At 57.1% G+C, this 16,343-nt stretch carries 22 protein-coding genes; 10 read left to right on the top strand and 12 right to left on the bottom strand.

The window, feature by feature from the left end; all coding sequences use genetic code 11:
• Positions 1-7 precede the first annotated feature (7 nt).
• From QQL78_RS00685 to folK, 3 genes are all read right to left on the bottom strand, one after another.
• The gene (locus QQL78_RS00685; RefSeq protein ID WP_284369562.1) at positions 8-2,149 is read right to left on the bottom strand and encodes a RelA/SpoT family protein; all 2,142 of its coding nucleotides are present in this window, start codon (positions 2,147-2,149) and stop codon (positions 8-10) included.
• Between the two features lie 36 nt (positions 2,150-2,185).
• On the bottom strand, positions 2,186-2,539 hold the full coding sequence (rpoZ, locus tag QQL78_RS00680) for a DNA-directed RNA polymerase subunit omega (protein ID WP_025043502.1): 354 nt from the start codon (positions 2,537-2,539) through the stop codon (positions 2,186-2,188).
• A 62-nt stretch (positions 2,540-2,601) separates the two neighbouring features.
• Positions 2,602-3,237, bottom strand: coding sequence for a 2-amino-4-hydroxy-6-hydroxymethyldihydropteridine diphosphokinase (gene folK / locus QQL78_RS00675; RefSeq protein ID WP_284369557.1), 636 nt, complete (start codon positions 3,235-3,237; stop codon positions 2,602-2,604).
• Between the two features lie 152 nt (positions 3,238-3,389).
• Between folK and QQL78_RS00670 the strand changes: the two genes are divergently transcribed.
• Positions 3,390-3,947 carry a LabA-like NYN domain-containing protein gene (locus tag QQL78_RS00670; RefSeq protein WP_284369555.1) on the top strand — a complete coding sequence of 186 codons (558 nt, stop codon included), beginning with the start codon at positions 3,390-3,392 and terminating at the stop codon, positions 3,945-3,947.
• Positions 3,948-4,029: 82 nt separating this feature from the next.
• On the opposite strand, the gene QQL78_RS00665 is transcribed toward QQL78_RS00670, so the two are convergent.
• The gene (locus QQL78_RS00665) at positions 4,030-4,956 is read right to left on the bottom strand and encodes a response regulator (RefSeq protein WP_284369554.1); all 927 of its coding nucleotides are present in this window, start codon (positions 4,954-4,956) and stop codon (positions 4,030-4,032) included.
• A gap of 304 nt (positions 4,957-5,260) precedes the next feature.
• On the opposite strand from QQL78_RS00665, the gene ispH reads away from it, so the two are divergent.
• Genes ispH through QQL78_RS00640 form a run of 5 tightly spaced genes read left to right on the top strand, consistent with a single transcriptional unit; the run spans position 5,261 to position 8,327 of the window.
• A complete protein-coding gene (ispH, locus tag QQL78_RS00660; RefSeq protein ID WP_284369552.1) occupies positions 5,261-6,211 on the top strand; it encodes a 4-hydroxy-3-methylbut-2-enyl diphosphate reductase in 951 nt (316 codons plus the stop codon).
• Between the two features lie 8 nt (positions 6,212-6,219).
• Positions 6,220-6,672, top strand: coding sequence for a DUF3429 domain-containing protein (locus QQL78_RS00655; protein ID WP_284375389.1), 453 nt, complete (start codon positions 6,220-6,222; stop codon positions 6,670-6,672).
• A complete protein-coding gene (locus QQL78_RS00650; RefSeq protein WP_284369550.1) occupies positions 6,669-7,262 on the top strand; it encodes a class I SAM-dependent DNA methyltransferase in 594 nt (197 codons plus the stop codon). Before QQL78_RS00655 ends, QQL78_RS00650 begins: the two co-directional genes overlap by 4 nt.
• A complete protein-coding gene (gene rnhA, locus QQL78_RS00645) occupies positions 7,255-7,707 on the top strand; it encodes a ribonuclease HI (protein ID WP_284369548.1) in 453 nt (150 codons plus the stop codon). The genes QQL78_RS00650 and rnhA overlap by 8 nt, the downstream gene beginning before the upstream one ends.
• Positions 7,704-8,327 (top strand): trimeric intracellular cation channel family protein, encoded by a 624-nt coding sequence (locus tag QQL78_RS00640; RefSeq protein WP_284369546.1) that lies wholly within the window; start codon positions 7,704-7,706, stop codon positions 8,325-8,327. The genes rnhA and QQL78_RS00640 overlap by 4 nt, the downstream gene beginning before the upstream one ends.
• Before the next feature lie 32 nt (positions 8,328-8,359).
• On the opposite strand, the gene QQL78_RS00635 is transcribed toward QQL78_RS00640, so the two are convergent.
• The 5 genes from QQL78_RS00635 to def (QQL78_RS00615) are packed head-to-tail and all read right to left on the bottom strand — an operon-like array spanning position 8,360 to position 11,054.
• The gene (locus QQL78_RS00635; protein ID WP_284369544.1) at positions 8,360-8,596 is read right to left on the bottom strand and encodes a hypothetical protein; all 237 of its coding nucleotides are present in this window, start codon (positions 8,594-8,596) and stop codon (positions 8,360-8,362) included.
• A 4-nt stretch (positions 8,597-8,600) separates the two neighbouring features.
• Positions 8,601-9,515, bottom strand: coding sequence for a methionyl-tRNA formyltransferase (gene fmt, locus QQL78_RS00630; protein WP_284369542.1), 915 nt, complete (start codon positions 9,513-9,515; stop codon positions 8,601-8,603).
• 32 nt (positions 9,516-9,547) lie between these two features.
• The gene (def, locus tag QQL78_RS00625) at positions 9,548-10,045 is read right to left on the bottom strand and encodes a peptide deformylase (protein WP_284369540.1); all 498 of its coding nucleotides are present in this window, start codon (positions 10,043-10,045) and stop codon (positions 9,548-9,550) included.
• Positions 10,042-10,539 carry a peptide deformylase gene (def, locus tag QQL78_RS00620; RefSeq protein WP_284369538.1) on the bottom strand — a complete coding sequence of 166 codons (498 nt, stop codon included), beginning with the start codon at positions 10,537-10,539 and terminating at the stop codon, positions 10,042-10,044. Before def (QQL78_RS00620) ends, def (QQL78_RS00625) begins: the two co-directional genes overlap by 4 nt.
• Positions 10,536-11,054 (bottom strand): peptide deformylase, encoded by a 519-nt coding sequence (def, locus tag QQL78_RS00615; RefSeq protein ID WP_284375387.1) that lies wholly within the window; start codon positions 11,052-11,054, stop codon positions 10,536-10,538. The genes def (QQL78_RS00620) and def (QQL78_RS00615) overlap by 4 nt, the downstream gene beginning before the upstream one ends.
• Before the next feature lie 98 nt (positions 11,055-11,152).
• Between def (QQL78_RS00615) and QQL78_RS00610 the strand changes: the two genes are divergently transcribed.
• Positions 11,153-12,322: a MalY/PatB family protein gene (locus QQL78_RS00610; RefSeq protein ID WP_284369534.1), complete on the top strand. Its 1,170-nt coding sequence runs from the start codon at positions 11,153-11,155 to the stop codon at positions 12,320-12,322.
• A 17-nt stretch (positions 12,323-12,339) separates the two neighbouring features.
• Here the strand turns inward: QQL78_RS00610 and QQL78_RS00605 are convergent, their stop codons facing one another.
• Positions 12,340-12,717 carry a VOC family protein gene (locus tag QQL78_RS00605; RefSeq protein WP_284369532.1) on the bottom strand — a complete coding sequence of 126 codons (378 nt, stop codon included), beginning with the start codon at positions 12,715-12,717 and terminating at the stop codon, positions 12,340-12,342.
• 40 nt (positions 12,718-12,757) lie between these two features.
• On the opposite strand from QQL78_RS00605, the gene QQL78_RS00600 reads away from it, so the two are divergent.
• Together QQL78_RS00600 and QQL78_RS00595 are read left to right on the top strand one after the other, a co-directional pair.
• The gene (locus QQL78_RS00600; RefSeq protein ID WP_284369530.1) at positions 12,758-13,294 is read left to right on the top strand and encodes a winged helix-turn-helix transcriptional regulator; all 537 of its coding nucleotides are present in this window, start codon (positions 12,758-12,760) and stop codon (positions 13,292-13,294) included.
• A 104-nt stretch (positions 13,295-13,398) separates the two neighbouring features.
• Complete coding sequence (locus QQL78_RS00595; protein ID WP_386258671.1) at positions 13,399-14,466, top strand: fatty acid desaturase; 1,068 nt, start codon at positions 13,399-13,401, stop codon at positions 14,464-14,466.
• A 12-nt stretch (positions 14,467-14,478) separates the two neighbouring features.
• On the opposite strand, the gene QQL78_RS00590 is transcribed toward QQL78_RS00595, so the two are convergent.
• On the bottom strand, positions 14,479-14,829 hold the full coding sequence (locus tag QQL78_RS00590; protein ID WP_284375383.1) for a hypothetical protein: 351 nt from the start codon (positions 14,827-14,829) through the stop codon (positions 14,479-14,481).
• Positions 14,830-14,988: 159 nt separating this feature from the next.
• Between QQL78_RS00590 and QQL78_RS00585 the strand changes: the two genes are divergently transcribed.
• Entirely contained in the window at positions 14,989-15,963 is a 975-nt protein-coding gene (locus QQL78_RS00585; RefSeq protein WP_284369528.1) for a glutathione S-transferase family protein, read from the top strand.
• Here the strand turns inward: QQL78_RS00585 and QQL78_RS00580 are convergent.
• The gene (locus tag QQL78_RS00580) at positions 15,948-16,331 is read right to left on the bottom strand and encodes a response regulator (RefSeq protein ID WP_284369527.1); all 384 of its coding nucleotides are present in this window, start codon (positions 16,329-16,331) and stop codon (positions 15,948-15,950) included. The two genes, QQL78_RS00585 and QQL78_RS00580, sit on opposite strands and share 16 nt — an antisense overlap.
• Positions 16,332-16,343 lie beyond the last annotated feature (12 nt).

Genomic DNA, 16,343 nt, shown 5'->3' with positions numbered 1-16,343 from the left:
GCACGCGTCACCGGCTGGGCGAAATGGCGTCAACTTTGCGATATCGTGAAATCGCAGCGATGTCACTTTCCGCCTCCAGTGTCAGCATCAGACTGTGCAGATGTGCCACGTCCCTAAGATCAAGATTAATCAGAAGGCGGTAAAAATCGGGTTTGCGTTCCAGAAACTCCAAGTCTGAGATATTGGCAGATGCTTCGCCAATCAAGGTGCAGATGCGTCCTAAAACGCCCGCACCGTTGCCCATCGTCAGATCAAGCACCGTGCCATAGACGGCAGGGTGATTCCCCTCGTGCCAGCGCAGGTCGATCCAGCGTTCGGGCTGGTCCTCATATTCGGCCAGCCTTTCGCAATCAATGGCATGTACCGTCACCCCTTCGCCTTTGAAGGTGATGCCGATAATACGTTCCCCCGGCAGCGGGGTACAACAAGAGGCACGGGCGAAACTTTGACCGGGTTCAAGACCCACAACCGACCGGGTGGCGTCCACCTCGGCGCCCTGTTTCGGAGCAAGATCCGCATAGACCGATTGCACGACCTGCCGTCCGGTGATCTCTGAACTGCCAAGGCGGGCGAGCAGGTCATCCGCCCCAACAAACCGCAGACTTTTTGCCGCAGTGCGCAATGCCTTTTCCGTTGCCCGCTTACCCACCTGCGCAAAAGCAGAACGCGCCAATTCCCGGCCAAGTTTGACAAAGCGCGCGCGGTCTTCTTCCCGCAAGGACCGGCGGATGGCGGATTTCGCCTTGCCGGTGGTGGCAATGTCCAGCCATGTCGCCTGTGGCGTCTGGCCCTGCGCACGGATGATTTCAATCGACTGGCCGTTTTTCACACGGGTCCAAAGCGGCACCCGCATCCCATCCACCTTGGCCCCGACACAGGAGTTCCCAATGCGGGTGTGGATTGCATAGGCAAAATCAATTGGCGTCGCCCCGCGGGGCAGTTTGACCACATCACCCTTGGGCGTGAAGCAAAACACCTGATCCGCGTACATTTCCAGTTTGACGGCCTCGAGAAAATCCTCGTGGTTTTCTTCGGCGTCAAATTGTTCGTTCAGCTGCGATATCCATTTCGCCGGATCAACCGCAAACGGGTTTTTGGACCGTTTTCCATCACGATAGGACCAATGCGCCGCAACGCCGGTTTCGGCAACGTCATGCATCTGGCGGGTTCTGATCTGGACCTCGACACGTTTGCCGTCGCGCCCTGACACGGTGGTGTGGATCGAACGGTATCCGTTGGATTTCGGCTGGCTGATGTAATCCTTGAAACGGCCTGGCACCGCCCGCCAGCGGCCGTGGATCACACCCAGGGCACGGTAACAATCTTCCTCGCTCGCCGTCAGGATGCGAAAGCCATAGATGTCGGACAGTCGGGAAAAACTCAGTTCTTTTTCCTGCATCTTACGCCAGACGGAATAGGGTTTTTTGGCACGTCCGAACAGCTCGGCTTCGATGCCCGCTTCTTCAAGCTCGTGGCGCATGTCACCGGTAATCCGCTGGATCACATCACCCGCTTCGCGTTGCAGGGTGATAAACCGGCGGATAATGCTGGCGCGCCCTTCCGGGTTCAGGACACGGAACGACAGATCCTCCAACTCCTCGCGCATCCATTGCATCCCCATGCGACCGGCAAGCGGCGCATAGATGTCCATGGTTTCGCGGGCCTTTTGCGCCTGTTTTTCAGGGCGCATTGCCTTGATCGTGCGCATATTGTGCAGACGATCCGCCAGTTTGACCAGAATGACCCGCAAGTCCTTGGACATCGCCATGAACAGTTTGCGAAAGTTTTCGGCCTGTTTTGTTTCGGTGGAATTGAGTTGCAGGTTGGTAAGTTTGGTCACCCCGTCAACCAGTTCGGCAACCTCTGCACCGAACAGCTTTTCCACCTCTGTATAGGAAGCTGGCGTGTCCTCGATGGTGTCGTGCAGCAAGGCGGTGATGATTGTCGCATCATCCAGTTGCTGTTCGGTCAGGATCGCGGCGACAGCAACGGGATGGGTGAAATAGGCTTCACCCGAATGGCGAAACTGCCCATCGTGCATTTCCGCGCCGTAGTCATAGGCGGCGCGAATCTGTTTTTCATTGGTCTTTGGGTTGTAGCGCCGGACAAGCGCGACAAGATCATCGGCAGTGATTTCGGTGGTGTCCATCAAACTGCCTCTTGACCCGCATGCGGCGGGCGGGGGTTAGCCCTGCCCTTGTGCCGCCATCAATTGCCGCAGCAGCATCTCTTCGGACATGCTGTCTTCTTCGGGCTTGTCCTGTTCGGCACCCATTAGAAGCGCCATTGCGTCCTCTTCGGGTTCATCAACCTCGATCTGGTTCTGGTTGCTTTCGATCAGACGCTCACGCAGGTCATCTGCTGACTGTGTCTCATCCGCAATCTCGCGCAGCGATACAACCGGGTTCTTGTCATTGTCGCGGTCGACAGTAACGGCAGAACCGGCAGAGATTTCACGCGCACGGTGGGCCGCCAGCATGACAAGCTCGAAACGGTTCGGAACTTTATCAACGCAATCTTCTACGGTAACGCGGGCCATGGAAGCCTCCAATATCACAAGGGTCAGTCAGAAGTGGGGTATTTAGGCTGCTTTGGCCAGATTTACAAGCCGTTATTCTGCACATCTTCTGACAGCACACGCACCGCCGCAAGGTCAGCGGGATCCAGCGCATCGCGCATTTCTGTGACACTCAATTTCAATACCGGATGCACCCAATCGGGGGCGACATCAGCCAAGGGAACAAGGACAAAGGCGCGGTCCTGAAGACGCGGATGCGGCAGGATCAATTCCTGCGGAACCGTTGTTCGTTGGGCATCCGCAGGTAAATCGCGCCATTCCTTAAATGTTTGCCTGTCCGGCAGCACCTGATCACCAAAGGCAATCAGATCCAGATCAAGTGTGCGCTGGCCCCAGCGGGTTTCACGGGTGCGGCCAAATTCGGCTTCGATATCGTGCAAAACCGCCAGAGCCTGTGCCGCATCCCAGGGCGCGCTGATTCTGGCAGCAGCATTGACATAATCAGGACCATTGCCCGCAGGAAATGCAGGTGTACTATATAACGCACTCTTAGCGCGAATCGTCGCGCCGTTTAGTTTAAGCAGATTCAGCGCCGCCCGGAGGGTAATTTCAGGCGCCCCCACATTTGACGTCAGGTTAGCGCCAAGCGCCAAAAGCATACAGGGATGGGATATGAGCGAGGAACCGCTCTTTTCCCCGTGATCTTGGGCTTGCGGCATGGTCAAAAATCCTTAGTTAGGCGGCCCAGAGTTGTTGGGCAGTATTTTAAGTTCGGCGCTACTTCTTTTCAGGCGCATGACTACATTACGTTCTGACACGGTTGTTACGTGATAGTTCAGAGTTTGGCGACGCTGTCGCCGGAAGGGCACAAATGTTTTATAAAGACGAGCGACTAGCGCTCTTTATTGATGGCTCTAACCTCTATGCGGCTGCAAAGACGCTTGGGTTTGACATCGATTATAAGTTGCTGCGCCACGAGTTCATGCGCCGGGGCAAGTTGCTACGCGCGTTCTATTACACTGCCCTTTTGGAAAACGATGAATATTCCCCGATCCGCCCGCTGGTGGACTGGTTGAACTACAATGGTTTCTCGATGGTGACCAAACCGGCCAAGGAATATACCGACAGCATGGGTCGCCGGAAAGTCAAAGGGAACATGGACATCGAGCTGGCCGTTGACGCGATGGAACTGGCACCGCATGTGGATCACATTGTGATTTTCTCTGGCGACGGTGATTTCCGCCCGCTGGTAGAAAGCCTGCAACGGCAGGGTGTGCGCGTGTCCTGTGTCTCTACGATTCGCAGCCAGCCGCCCATGATCTCAGACGAGTTGCGCCGTCAGGTTGATAACTTCATCGAACTTGAAGACCTGAAAGATGTGATCGGCCGCCCCCCCCGCGAGAATGATTTCACCCCGCGTCCGGAGTGAGTAAAAACGGTCTGCGCCCAAACGCAGACCGTTTTTCAATCCCTTAACAAAATCGCCAATACCTCTGGCCAATCGCCCCGGTTCAGGCCTCTTGCAGGCTTTCCTCTGCAACGTGGATGATGTGCAGCGGGTCGGTCCCATGGGGCACATCAGAACCGCGTGCCTGTCCGGTACGAAACGCGGTCTTTGGTGATCCGGGTTTGAATATCCGCTTATCGGTTTTGCGCGCGGCCTTTTTGACCAGCTTATCCAGCCGCGTGATATCGATATTATCTACCGCATAGGACAAAGCCAGAAACCGCCCATTTCCCCGATAGGTCACAATCGCTTGTTGAGGGGCCAGAACGCCACTGAGTTGCAGCGCCATTTCAGCGGGATAAGACGCCTGCGTCTCTGCATTCAGGTCACATAGCTTGCTGTTAAAGCGATCCAGTTCGATGGCAAATATCCGCAGATCCGACCCCGCCTGGCTGATGATACGCTGCACACAGTTTTCAAATGCATCCTCCAGAACCAGGCCGCGTTTGGTAACCTCTTCACCTTCCTGTGCACAGGGTAACGCAATCTGCTTTTTTGCGGCAATCTCCAGCTGTGCCGGTGCATTTTCAGGCCGTGCGAAAAAGCGCTCGGTTTCGGCGATCCTCAGTTCTGCTGCATGCAGCCGGCTTTCCAGTTCAAACAGTTCAAAGGGTTTCGCCACGTAGTCCCAGGCACCTACCGCAAAGGCCTGCGCGATCCAGTTGCGGTCTACCATCGCGGTCAGCATGATAATCGGGGTGAACGCATAGGCGTCAATTGCGCGCACCAACGGTATCAGTTGGATACCGGTCATGCCGGGCATTTGAATATCCAGGAGGATGCAATCAAAAGGTGTCTTTGCTTCGTTGATCGCCCTCAGCGCTTCTGCACCAGAAGTAACATACTCAACATCGTCATATCCTATTGTGCCAAGGAATACCTCAACCAGCTCTAGGATCAGCTCGTCATCGTCTACTGCTAATAGTCGCATTGCCTGTACTTTCAGTTCTGTACAATCAACCGTGCGTTTGCGGGCTTTTGCTCCATCTATCAGGTTTCTTCCTTAACACAGTCAGACTGCCTACGAATGATACAAATGGTCTCGTTTTGACCTCCTCTGCTGCATTTTCGCAGTTATGTTGACATAATCCACCAAAAAATCCAACCCTTAGTTGAGGTCCGTTAACCTTTCTGATTTCTGGCACCCTCATGACCTCAATTCGCGGGCTGATTACGCACGGGCTGGACCTGTCCGCCGCAAGCCATTAGGTCTGGTCGCAACGAAGGAAGCCCCGATGACCAAGCCCCCATTGACCCTATATCTTGCCGCTCCGCGCGGGTTTTGTGCAGGCGTTGACCGTGCGATCAAGATCGTCGAAATGGCCTTGGAAAAATGGGGCGCGCCGGTGTTTGTGCGCCATGAAATTGTGCACAATAAGTTTGTTGTCGACGGGTTGCGCGACAAAGGCGCGGTGTTTGTGGAAGAGCTGGACGAATGCCCGGACGACCGCCCGGTGATTTTCTCTGCCCATGGTGTGCCGAAATCCGTCCCCTCCGCCGCAGCGGCGCGTCAGATGGTCTATGTCGACGCCACCTGCCCGCTGGTCAGCAAAGTCCATATCGAGGCACAGCGCCATGCGGACGCCGGATTGCAGATGATTATGATCGGCCATGCGGGCCACCCTGAAACCGTAGGCACCATGGGGCAGCTGCCCGATGGTGAGGTTCTGTTGGTCGAAACCCCTGCCGATGTTGCCAATGTGACAGTGCGCGACCCGGCCAAACTGGCCTATGTGACACAAACCACCCTAAGCGTGGATGACACAGCAGAGATTGTCGCAGCACTTAATGCACGTTTTCCCGCCATCGTCGGACCCCATAAAGAAGACATCTGTTACGCCACCACCAACCGTCAGGAAGCGGTCAAAGCGATGGCCCCGAAATGTGACGCCATGCTGGTGGTGGGGGCGCCAAACTCCAGCAACTCCAAACGTCTGGTCGAGGTTGGTGCGCGCGCGGGCTGCGCCTATGCGCAGCTGGTGCAACGTGCAGATGACATCGACTGGCGCAGCCTTGACGGCATCCGCAGCATTGGGATCACCGCCGGTGCCTCTGCCCCCGAGGTGTTGATCAACGAGGTGATCGCCGCCTTTGAGGAGAGATACGCGGTGACGCAAGAACTGGTCGAAACCGCGCAGGAAAACGTCGAATTCAAAGTGCCGCGCATTTTGCGCGCCACCGCGTGATGCAGATGCTGGGCCGCATCCCCGCTGCCGCTCTATTGCTTGGGCTGGCCGGGCTGATCCCGTTCATCTGGGCGGCCCTGCTGGTGGTTGATCTGTTTGCCGTGCCCGATTGGCCTATTCCAAAGCTGTTGTTGGGCGAGGGACGTTTGATCATGATCCGCTATGGGGGCATCATCCTGCCGTTTATGTCCGGTGTGCTGTTTGGTTTTGCCACCAATGCCCGCGGAATGCAGGCGCTTGCTGCCTATACGCTTTCGGTCCTGCCCGCCCTCTGGTGGTTCTTTATGCCGGGTGTTGGTGTGACATCCGCTTTGGTCAACCTCGCCACAGGGTTTGTCGGCCTGTTGCTGCTGGATTACGCTTTTTACCGATGGGGTCTGACTCCAAGCTGGTGGATGACCCTGCGTGTGCAGTTGACAGTGGTTGTTCTGATCTGCCTCGGCATCGGTATATTCCTGTGAGCGATGACGAGACCTTAAGAACCTATGCCGCCAAGGCGGCGACCTATGCCGAGCTGGTCAGTGCCTCTGTCGACAAGGATGCCATGCTGCCCGCCTTTCTCTCGGCACTGCCGCAGAATGCACATGTGCTGGATCTGGGCTGTGGTCCGGGCCATTTTGCCGCCGCCATTGCCGCCAAAGGGCATCAGGTCACCGCCACAGATGCAGTACAAGAGATGGTCGATCTGGCGGATCAGCACAAAGGGGTGACGGCGCAGCTTGCCCGATTTGATCAGATCACCGGCACCGATATCTACGATGGCATCTGGGCCAACTTCAGCCTGCTGCATGCGGCGCGGGCGGAGATGCCAACCCATCTGGCCGCCCTGCACCGCGCCCTGAAACCACGCGGCGTCTTCCACATTGCGCTGAAATCCGGTGAAGGCAGCAAACGTGACAGGCTCGGCCGCCTTTATACCTATTACACTGAAAAGGAACTGACAGCTTTGTTGAATAAAGCAGGATTCACCGTGACCGGCAGTCGCAGAGGCCGTGACACAGGGTTGGACGGCGCCGTTGCCGACTGGATCGGACTGGCCGCCCATGGCTAAGCTATACGCCTATACTGACGGTGCCTGTTCAGGCAATCCCGGCCCCGGCGGCTGGGGGGCTTTGATGCAGGCCAAGGATGGCGAAACCGTTGTGAAAGAACGTGAATTAAAAGGTGGTGAGGCACAGACCACCAATAACCGGATGGAGCTTCTGGCGGCAATCCACGCGCTTGAGACGCTGGACCGCGACACGGAGATCACCATTGTGACCGACAGCAACTATGTCAAAAATGGCATCACCTCGTGGATTTTCGGCTGGAAGAAAAATGGCTGGAAGAACGCCGCGAAAAAGCCGGTGAAAAACGTGGAACTCTGGCAACGGCTGGACGCGGCAAACGCCCGCCATCGGGTCACATGGGAATGGGTCAAGGGCCACGCAGGCCACCCTGAGAACGAACGCGCCGACGCTCTGGCCCGCGCGGGCATGGCTCCATTCAAACCATGACGCTTGTCACCCTTCTGGATTATAGTTCCGTTCTTGTCTTTGCGGTGACCGGTGCACTGGTCGCCAGCCGCGCCCAGCTTGATCTGGTCGGCTTTGCCTTTATCGCCTGTCTCACGGCCTTGGGGGGTGGGACGATCCGCGATCTGCTGCTGGACCGCAACCCGATTTTTTGGATCGCCAATCCAACCTATCTGGGGGTTGCCGGTGCTGCGGCGTTGGTCATCTTCTTCACCGCCCATATCTTTGAAAGCCGTCTGCGCGCCTTGATCTGGCTGGACAGTTTTGCGCTGGCCTTTGCGGTTGCGGCGGGTGTTGGCGTGGCGCTTGGCCTTGGTCACTCGCCCACCATTGTGATCCTGATGGGCATGATCACTGGCTGCATGGGCGGCCTGATGCGCGACGTGGTGGTGGGCGAAGTTCCCCTGGTCCTGAAACAGGGGGAGCTTTACATCACCGCCGCTTTCGCCGGTGCGGCCACGGCCAACATAGCAAAATTCTACCTTGTCGAGACACCATTTGCCCTGCTTGCCTGTGCCGCCGTGACCTGGGTGCTGCGCGCCGGGTCACTGACCTTCGGCTGGCACCTGCCGGTCTACAAAAGCACGCCGCCCAAAAGCTGAACGCGCCGTTTCGCCTTCATCTTTCCTTAAACTCATTTCCGCCAGTGAAACGGCACAATGATCAGCGCCCCGATTGAGGACAAGATGGCATTCATCCCCGGTGAGGCAAAGCCAAAGCCGAACATGATGCGGATAAAATAGAACAGAAACGCCCCGCCCACGCAGATGATGATCGACTGAAGATAACCGTTATGGGTCCAGCCGGTCCGTTCCGCCGTATAGCCGACGATACCGGCAATCACGACAGTGCCAAACAGAACCAGAAACATAGTGCTACTCTCCGTTTAACAAGGTGCCCACGGCGATCTGAGCACCGCTTTGAAAACTTGCCACATCCTGCGCTGCCTTTCCGGCCCGTTGCAAGCGGGTCAATTGCACCGCCCCTGTACCACAGGCGACGCGCATGCCAGAATCCAGCACCTCGCCCGCCTGCCCCACCCCATCAGCAAGCGATGAGCCCAACGCTTTCACCCGTGTTCCCCCCTGTTCAAACCAGGCCCCCGGAAAGGGAGACAGGCCACGGATCAGCCGATCGATTTCCACTGCAGGGCGGGTCCAGTCGATCCGCGCCTCGGCCTTGTCGATCTTGGCGGCATAGGTGACGCCCTCGTCAGGCTGTGGTTCGGGCGTCAGCGCATCAAGCCTGTCCAGCGCTTCGACAATTGCGCCCGCCCCCATCTCGCTGAGGCGGTCATGCAGTTGCGCGGTGGTTTCCGCTGCGCCAATCGCGGTTTCGCGGCGCAGCAGCACCGGCCCTGTGTCCAGCCCCGCTTCCATCTGCATGATGCAGACCCCAGTCATCGCATCACCAGCCATGATGGCCCGGTGAATCGGTGCAGCCCCACGCCAACGCGGCAACAGGCTGGCATGGATGTTGAGACATCCCTTTCTCGGTGCGTCCAGAATGACCTGCGGCAGGATCAGCCCGTAGGCCACCACCACGGCGATATCCGCGTTTAATGCGGCGAAATCCGCCTGTGCCTCTTCGGTTTTCAAGGATACCGGATGACGCACCTCAAGGCCCAGCGCCTCTGCGCGGGCATGCACCGGAGTCGGGCGATCCTTTTTACCGCGTCCTGCCGGACGGGGCGGCTGGCAATAGACCGCCGCAATCTCGTGCCCGGCCCCAATCAAAGCATCCAGAACAGGCACAGAGAAATCCGGCGTTCCCATGAAAATGATACGCATAGCTACCTCCTGTTCACGGCCAAAGGCCTTGTTTAACCTTTAAGTTTTTGCGCCTTGCGCAGCAGCATGTCGCGTTTGGTCTTGCTGAGCTTGTCAAAATACATCCGCCCCGCCAGATGGTCGATCTGGTGCTGCACGCTGGTTGCTTCCAATCCGACAAATTCACCCCGCGCAATCACACCATCAGCGTTCAGATAGCGCACAGAGACCGCGCGCGGGCGGGTGATCTTGGCCGATACACCGGGCAAACAGGGGCTCGCCTCTTCATGCACATTTGGTTTTGCCGAGGATTCGATGACCTGTGGATTTGCCATCAGAATCCGTTTGTTCCGGTCACTGGAGGCATCGACCACGGCCAGTTGCAGCATCACACCGATCTGCGGCGCGCCAAGCCCCACGCCCGGCATGGCATCCATGGTATCGACCATATCCTGCCAGATCGTGCGAATTTCATCGGTGATCTCGCTTACCTCTTCGGCTTTGGTACGCAGACGTTTGTCGGGCCATTGCAGGATTTTGCGGACTGTCATTGTGCGTTATACTCCGCAATCAGGGCCGTGCGATCGTCAGCCGCAAGATGATCAAAGGTGACCACCCCGTCCAGATGATCCAGTTCATGTTGGACACAGGCGGCGGCAAAGCCGTCAAAACTTTGGACATAACGCCCGCCGTTCAGGCCGGTCCAAACAATTTGCACCTGTGCGGGCCGGTTCACGGATGCCGTCACCCCCGGAATGCTGAGGCAGCCTTCATCATTGACCTGCCGCTCTTCGCTGATTTCCTGCAACATCGGGTTGATACAGACCAGCGGGTCGGATTTGCCTTCTTTCCAGCCAGCGTCCATCACAAAAATCCGCTGCATCACGCCAACTTGCGGTGCGGCCAGCCCACGGCCGGGGGCGGCATACATCGTCTCCAGCATATCGGCAGCCAGTGTTTCGATCTCTGGTGTGATCTCTTCGACCGGCACAGCTGTCTCGACCAGACGCGGATCAGGCCAGAGCAGGATCGGCAGGATGCTCATCCGCGTGCCAGTTCACGTTTCAGTTTCACCATCTTGCGGGTCATCATCTGTCGTTTCAGCGGTTTCAGGTAGTCAATGAACAGCTTGCCATCCAGATGGTCAATTTCATGCTGCACACAAGTCGCCCACAGCCCGTCGAAGGTTTCGCTTTGGGCGTTGCCGTCACGGTCCATCCACTCCACATCCACCACCTTGGGGCGGGTCACATCGGCATAAAGGTCAGGCAGCGACAAACAGCCTTCCTCATAAGTGTTTTCCTCGTCTGAACTGGCCAGAATGCGTGGATTGAACATCACCAGCGGGCGGGGTTTCTCACCCTCTTCCTTGACGCAATCCAGCACGATCACCCGGTCCAGCACACCGACCTGCGGTGCGGCCAGCCCGATGCCGGGGGCCTCATACATGGTGCGCAGCATATCATCCGCCAACAGACGCAAATCGTCACTGAGATCAGCAACGGGTTTGGCCAGTTTCTTGAGGCGCGGGTCGGGGTGCAAAAGGATCGAGCGTTTCATTGGGCTGATGTAGGCCAAGCCCCCTGTCTGTGCAAGCAAGGGGTTGCAGCCCGCCTGTCAGTTGCTAGCTTGCGCTTCGACTAACAGGAGCATCCCCCATGAGTTTTGACGAAATCATCGACCGCCGTAACACCCATTGTGCCAAGTGGGACAAGATGGAGGCGCTTTATGGTGTGCCACGTGATGAGGGGATCGCGATGTGGGTTGCGGACATGGATTTCCGCCCGCCCGCGGTGGTGCAACAAGCCGTGCGGGATATGACTGATCATGGGGTTTACGGGTATTTCGGCGATGACAGCAAATACCTGAACGCAATCCAGTGGTGGATGAAAACGCGCCATAACTGGGAGATTGACCCCTCCTGGATCTTTACCACCCATGGTCTGGTGAATGGCACGGCGATGTGTGTGGACGCCTATACGGATGCCGGTGACGGGGTGGTTTTGTTCACCCCGGTATACCACGCCTTTGCACGGGTCATCGAAGCGGCGGGCCGCAAGGTCGTTGAATGCGAGATGCCGGTGGTCGCGGGCCGGTATGAAATGGACTTTGACGCCTGGGACGCGCAGATGACCGGCGGCGAAAAGATGCTGATCCTGTGTTCACCGCATAACCCCGGTGGCCGTGTCTGGAGCCGTGCAGAGCTGCAAGGTGTCGCCGATTTTGCCAAACGACATGATCTGATTCTGGTCTCTGACGAGATCCACCATGATCTGGTGATGCCTGGTAACTCTCACATCCCGATGGCGCATATCGAGGACATCAAGGATCGGCTGGTGATGATGACCGCCACCACCAAGACATTCAACATTGCAGGTAGCCATTCGGGCAATGTGATCATCGAAGACCCTGATTTGCGGGCAAAGTTTGCCGCACGGATGATGGCAATGGGGCTGTCAGCGAACTCTTTCGGGTTGTTCATGGCAACTGCCGCCTATTCGCCGGAAGGGGCCGCTTGGGTGGATGATCTGGTCACCTATCTGGATGGCAACCGGCAGCTGTTTGATGAGGCGGTCAATGCCATACCGGGGCTGAAGTCGATGAACCTTGAGGCCACCTATCTGGCTTGGGTCGATTTTGCCGATACTGGCATGGCGCGGGATGAATTCACCCGCCGCGTTCAGGAAGATGCCAAGATCGCGGTCAATCACGGCCCTACCTTTGGCAAGGGTGGCGAGAGCTTTTTGCGGTTCAACATCGCCACGCCCCGTGCACGGGTGCAAGAGGCGTGCACCCGTCTGGCAGAGGCGTTCCGCGACCTGCAATAGGCTCTCGCGGATCAGGATCAGCCCCCTTTGGACAGGTCCTGCGCAATCATCAGGGCGTTGCCGTCGGGGTCATAGAGAGAGGCGAGGCTGACCATACCTTCCATGGTTTCGGTCGGCCCGTCGAACTTCACGCCCGCCCCTTCCAAGGCACTGCGGGCAGCGGCGATGTCGGCCACACCAAATACCGGCACCGCGTTGCCCGGTACCGGCTCTGCCTGCTCTCCCAGACCCAGAACAACGCCTTTGGTATTTGTGGACATCTCGCTCCACCCGGCGTCATCTATATGAACATTCAGTGAAAACCCCAGCATCTCCTCATACCACTTCGCACTTGCGTGGCGGTCACGGACCGACAGCGCAATGGTGATCTGGTCATCAACGGTTACAACAGACATGGGCTTTTCCTTTGTATAAAAATTATATATACTATACTTTATGGACATAAATCTGATTGTCAAGATTACAACGCGCGCATGGTCGCTGCGCATTCTCGCTCTGCTGGATCAGGGCGTTCCCGGACGACAGGCTGCCTTGTTGCAAGCCACCAAGGCAGGGCGCACGGCCTTTGCCCAAAGCCTGCATCACTTGATCGACCTTGGTCTGTTGGAGCGCAATCCGGGGCATGGTCACCCCTTGCGACCGGAATACCGCCTGACGCCAAATGGCATCGAAGCCGCCGCCATGGCGCATCGCGTATTGTGTGCTGTACCCGATGAACAGGACGCCCCCTTGCTGAGACGCGCATGGACACTGCCGGTCCTGACGGTCAGCCCGGAACCGCGTTCCTTTACCCAGATTAAGACAGCCCTGCCTGCCATCACCGACCGCGCACTGTCGCAAACCTTCAAACAGCTACAGGGCCACGGCTGGCTGATGCGACATGTCGACACAGCGGCACATCCCCCGCGTGCAACCTACCATGCGGTGAACGCCGGATTACGCATCAACAAGGCCGTATTACTGTCTGCATAGCGCAGAAAGCCGCCGAAAATTACCCCTGAACAGATTATTAAGGTTCATCGCGCAAGTGTCGTTTGCGTGAACCGGCGATTGCTCTATGAAGGGGGCTAACAACAATGAAAAACAGGCACATGTCCGAACATTCCCCTACCACACCGCCGCAGGCCGAAACGCGCGCTGCAAGAGACTGGGTCAAAATTCTGGCCGAATACCGTGAACCAAGCAGCTGGCGCAGCTCTTTCGAACTGGCCGCAACGATCGGTCCGTTTTTGCTGATCTGGATACTTGCATGGCTCTCCCTCTCCGTCAGCAATTGGCTGACCTTTGGCCTTTCCCTGCTGAATGCCGCGTTTTTGCTGCGCCTTTTCGCGATCCAGCATGATTGTGGCCATGGTGCCTTCTTCAAGAACCGCACGCTGAGTGACTGGCTGGGCCGCGCGTTGGGGGTGCTGACGCTTACGCCTTATGATGTCTGGCAACGCACCCATTCGATTCACCACAGCTCTTCGGGCAACCTTGGACGCCGGGGCATGGGCGATGTTCACACGATGACATTGGCCGAGTATCGCGAGGCCGGGACGGTTGAACGTCTGATCTACCGCCTCTACCGCCACCCGATCATTCTGTTTGGCCTTGGGCCGGGATATCTGTTCTTTCTGCAAAACCGTATCCCCTTGGGTTTAATGAACAATCTGCGTTACTGGATCAGCGCCATGGGCACCAATCTGGTGATCCTCGCGGCCCTCGCGGCGATTCTGTACTTCGGTGGGCTGATGCCGATTCTGTTGATCTTTGTACCTTCGACGCTGTTGGCCGCGACTGCCGGTGTCTGGCTGTTCTACGTTCAGCACCAGTTTGAAACGACCCATTGGGAAAATGATGAGGACTGGCAATTGCACGAGGCCGCTTTGCATGGCAGCTCGCACTATGTAATGCCATCGATCCTGCAATGGCTTAGCGCCAATATCGGGGTGCATCACGTGCATCATCTATACAGCCGCATCCCGTTTTACCGCCTGCCCGAGGTGCTGCGTGATCACAGTGATCTGGCCGAAGGCAACCGGATGACGATCCGCGAAAGTCTGGCCAATGCCCGCCTGCACCTATGGGACGAGGAAGGCAGAAGACTGCTTTCCTTCTCGCAGGCCCGCGCGCGGTTCAAGGAACTTGCCAAACCGACCTGACTTTCGCCGCCTCTAGTCTGCGGCGATCAGGGCCACCGGCGCGTCAAAGGCGCGTTCAAAATCAAGCGCGGCTGCTGTTGCAACAGCGGTCGCGCGTTTGAATTCAAACTGCATTTCACCTTCTTCTTCCTGACTTGCGACAATCAGGCATTGAAACAGGTGGTCGCCGCCGTCGAACAAATCCACCAATCCACGCAGATGCGGCGCATTTTCAGCCGCAACCGCAAACCCGCTTTTCCACTTGCGCAGCACAGGGTAGCTTTGCCCCTCGACCTCCAGACGCAACCTTGACGCACGGCGCAGGTTTTCGCGGCGCGCGGCCTCAAGCCCCGCAAGTATCTCTTTCGACAACATCGCTTCCATATACATCTCCACCCCAATACTCCTAACGTGGCCTATGCCACAGAAAAATCAACCGAATTCGGGCTGTGCACTGATGCAGCCCCGCTGCGCCTCCGACTGATATGGGCAGAGTATGACAACAAGGCTACAATCCCGCTAACAGGCAAAGGAGCATGAAACATGGGGCTGTTGGTCGACGGAAAATGGCAGGACAAATGGTATGATACCAAGTCTTCTGGTGGCAAATTCGAACGCTCCGCTGCGCAGTTTCGCAATTGGGTCACCGCCGATGGCACTGCGGGTCCCTCAGGGCAGGCAGGGTTCAAGGCAGAAAGCGGGCGTTATCATCTTTACGTCAGCTATGCCTGCCCATGGGCCCACCGCACCCTGATCTTTCGTGCGCTGAAAGACCTGAGTGATCACATCACCATCAGCGTGGTACATCCCGAAATGCTAAGCGACGGCTGGACGTTTGACGACGGCTATCCCGGTGCCACGGGCGACACGCTTTTTGGTCTGCCATTTGCCCGCGACATCTATACCCGCGCAGATCCTGCGTTCACCGGCCGGGTGACCGTGCCGATCCTGTGGGACAAGGTGCAGGGCACCATTGTGTCCAACGAAAGTTCTGAAATTATCCGCATGTTCAACAGCGCGTTTGATGATATTACCGGCAATACTCAGGACTACTGGCCCGCGGACCTGCGCGACGCCATCGGTCCGGTGAACGACCGCATCTACGACAGTTTCAACAACGGCGTGTATCGCTGCGGATTTGCCACCACGCAGGATGCCTATGACGAGGCTGTTGTGCCATTGTTTGACACGCTTGACTGGATCGAGCAGCGGTTGTCAAAGAACCGCTATCTGATGGGTGCACAGCTGACCGAGGCCGATTGGCGGCTGTTCCCGACGCTGGTGCGGTTCGACATGGTGTATCATCTGCATTTCAAATGTAACCGCCGCCGGATCGTGGATTACCCGAACCTATGGGCCTATACCCGCGCATTGTATCAAACGCCCGGTATTGCCGCGACGGTGAACATGGATCACATTGTGCGCCATTATCACTACAGCCATGAAACCATCAATCCAAACCGGATCATCCCGATAAACCCCCAGCTTGATTTTAACGCCCCTCACGAACGCGCATGAAACTGGCGGCCTTGGGTGCCATAATGTTCGACCATGACGGCCAGATCTTCCGGCGGAGTGCCAGCGGGCAGAAAGGCCCGTGCATTTGCCGCAAGGCCAAAGATTGATCCATCCGAGAAAAAGCGGGTATTGGTCACAAAGATGATCCGCGCATCGGGTTGGTTCAGTGCGGCAAAATCAGAGACCGCCAGTGCAGACCCACCTTCGATCACCAGGTCCAGAATGATGATATCCACCTTATATTCAGCAACATAGGCCATTGCCGCGTTCTGCGTGGTCATACAGCTGACCTGCATCCCGTGACGCTCAAGATGCCGCTGCCAAAGCGCACCAAGCTCGGGTCGGCTTTCCACAATCAAGACCCTCATGAAGCTGTCCTG

Source organism: Sulfitobacter pacificus (assembly GCF_030159975.1).
In the GTDB taxonomy this organism is placed as follows: Bacteria; Pseudomonadota; Alphaproteobacteria; order Rhodobacterales; family Rhodobacteraceae; genus Sulfitobacter; species Sulfitobacter pacificus.
Note: the sequence above shows the minus strand (reverse complement) of the source record. Positions and strands in the feature narration are given on the sequence as shown.

Excerpts from the sequence above, each read along its gene's own strand:
- QQL78_RS00685 (WP_284369562.1), bottom strand. The coding sequence starts at position 2,149 with ATGGACACCACCGAAATCACTGCCGATGATCTTGTCGCGCTTGTCCGG.
- rpoZ (WP_025043502.1), bottom strand. The coding sequence starts at position 2,539 with ATGGCCCGCGTTACCGTAGAAGATTGCGTTGATAAAGTTCCGAACCGT.
- folK (WP_284369557.1), bottom strand. The coding sequence starts at position 3,237 with ATGCCGCAAGCCCAAGATCACGGGGAAAAGAGCGGTTCCTCGCTCATA.
- QQL78_RS00670 (WP_284369555.1), top strand. The coding sequence starts at position 3,390 with ATGTTTTATAAAGACGAGCGACTAGCGCTCTTTATTGATGGCTCTAAC.
- QQL78_RS00665 (WP_284369554.1), bottom strand. The coding sequence starts at position 4,956 with ATGCGACTATTAGCAGTAGACGATGACGAGCTGATCCTAGAGCTGGTT.
- ispH (WP_284369552.1), top strand. The coding sequence starts at position 5,261 with ATGACCAAGCCCCCATTGACCCTATATCTTGCCGCTCCGCGCGGGTTT.
- rnhA (WP_284369548.1), top strand. The coding sequence starts at position 7,255 with ATGGCTAAGCTATACGCCTATACTGACGGTGCCTGTTCAGGCAATCCC.
- QQL78_RS00640 (WP_284369546.1), top strand. The coding sequence starts at position 7,704 with ATGACGCTTGTCACCCTTCTGGATTATAGTTCCGTTCTTGTCTTTGCG.
- QQL78_RS00635 (WP_284369544.1), bottom strand. The coding sequence starts at position 8,596 with ATGTTTCTGGTTCTGTTTGGCACTGTCGTGATTGCCGGTATCGTCGGC.
- fmt (WP_284369542.1), bottom strand. The coding sequence starts at position 9,515 with ATGCGTATCATTTTCATGGGAACGCCGGATTTCTCTGTGCCTGTTCTG.
- def (WP_284369540.1), bottom strand. The coding sequence starts at position 10,045 with ATGACAGTCCGCAAAATCCTGCAATGGCCCGACAAACGTCTGCGTACC.
- def (WP_284369538.1), bottom strand. The coding sequence starts at position 10,539 with ATGAGCATCCTGCCGATCCTGCTCTGGCCTGATCCGCGTCTGGTCGAG.
- def (WP_284375387.1), bottom strand. The coding sequence starts at position 11,054 with ATGAAACGCTCGATCCTTTTGCACCCCGACCCGCGCCTCAAGAAACTG.
- QQL78_RS00610 (WP_284369534.1), top strand. The coding sequence starts at position 11,153 with ATGAGTTTTGACGAAATCATCGACCGCCGTAACACCCATTGTGCCAAG.
- QQL78_RS00605 (WP_284369532.1), bottom strand. The coding sequence starts at position 12,717 with ATGTCTGTTGTAACCGTTGATGACCAGATCACCATTGCGCTGTCGGTC.
- QQL78_RS00600 (WP_284369530.1), top strand. The coding sequence starts at position 12,758 with ATGGACATAAATCTGATTGTCAAGATTACAACGCGCGCATGGTCGCTG.
- QQL78_RS00595 (WP_386258671.1), top strand. The coding sequence starts at position 13,399 with ATGAAAAACAGGCACATGTCCGAACATTCCCCTACCACACCGCCGCAG.
- QQL78_RS00590 (WP_284375383.1), bottom strand. The coding sequence starts at position 14,829 with ATGGAAGCGATGTTGTCGAAAGAGATACTTGCGGGGCTTGAGGCCGCG.
- QQL78_RS00585 (WP_284369528.1), top strand. The coding sequence starts at position 14,989 with ATGGGGCTGTTGGTCGACGGAAAATGGCAGGACAAATGGTATGATACC.
- QQL78_RS00580 (WP_284369527.1), bottom strand. The coding sequence starts at position 16,331 with ATGAGGGTCTTGATTGTGGAAAGCCGACCCGAGCTTGGTGCGCTTTGG.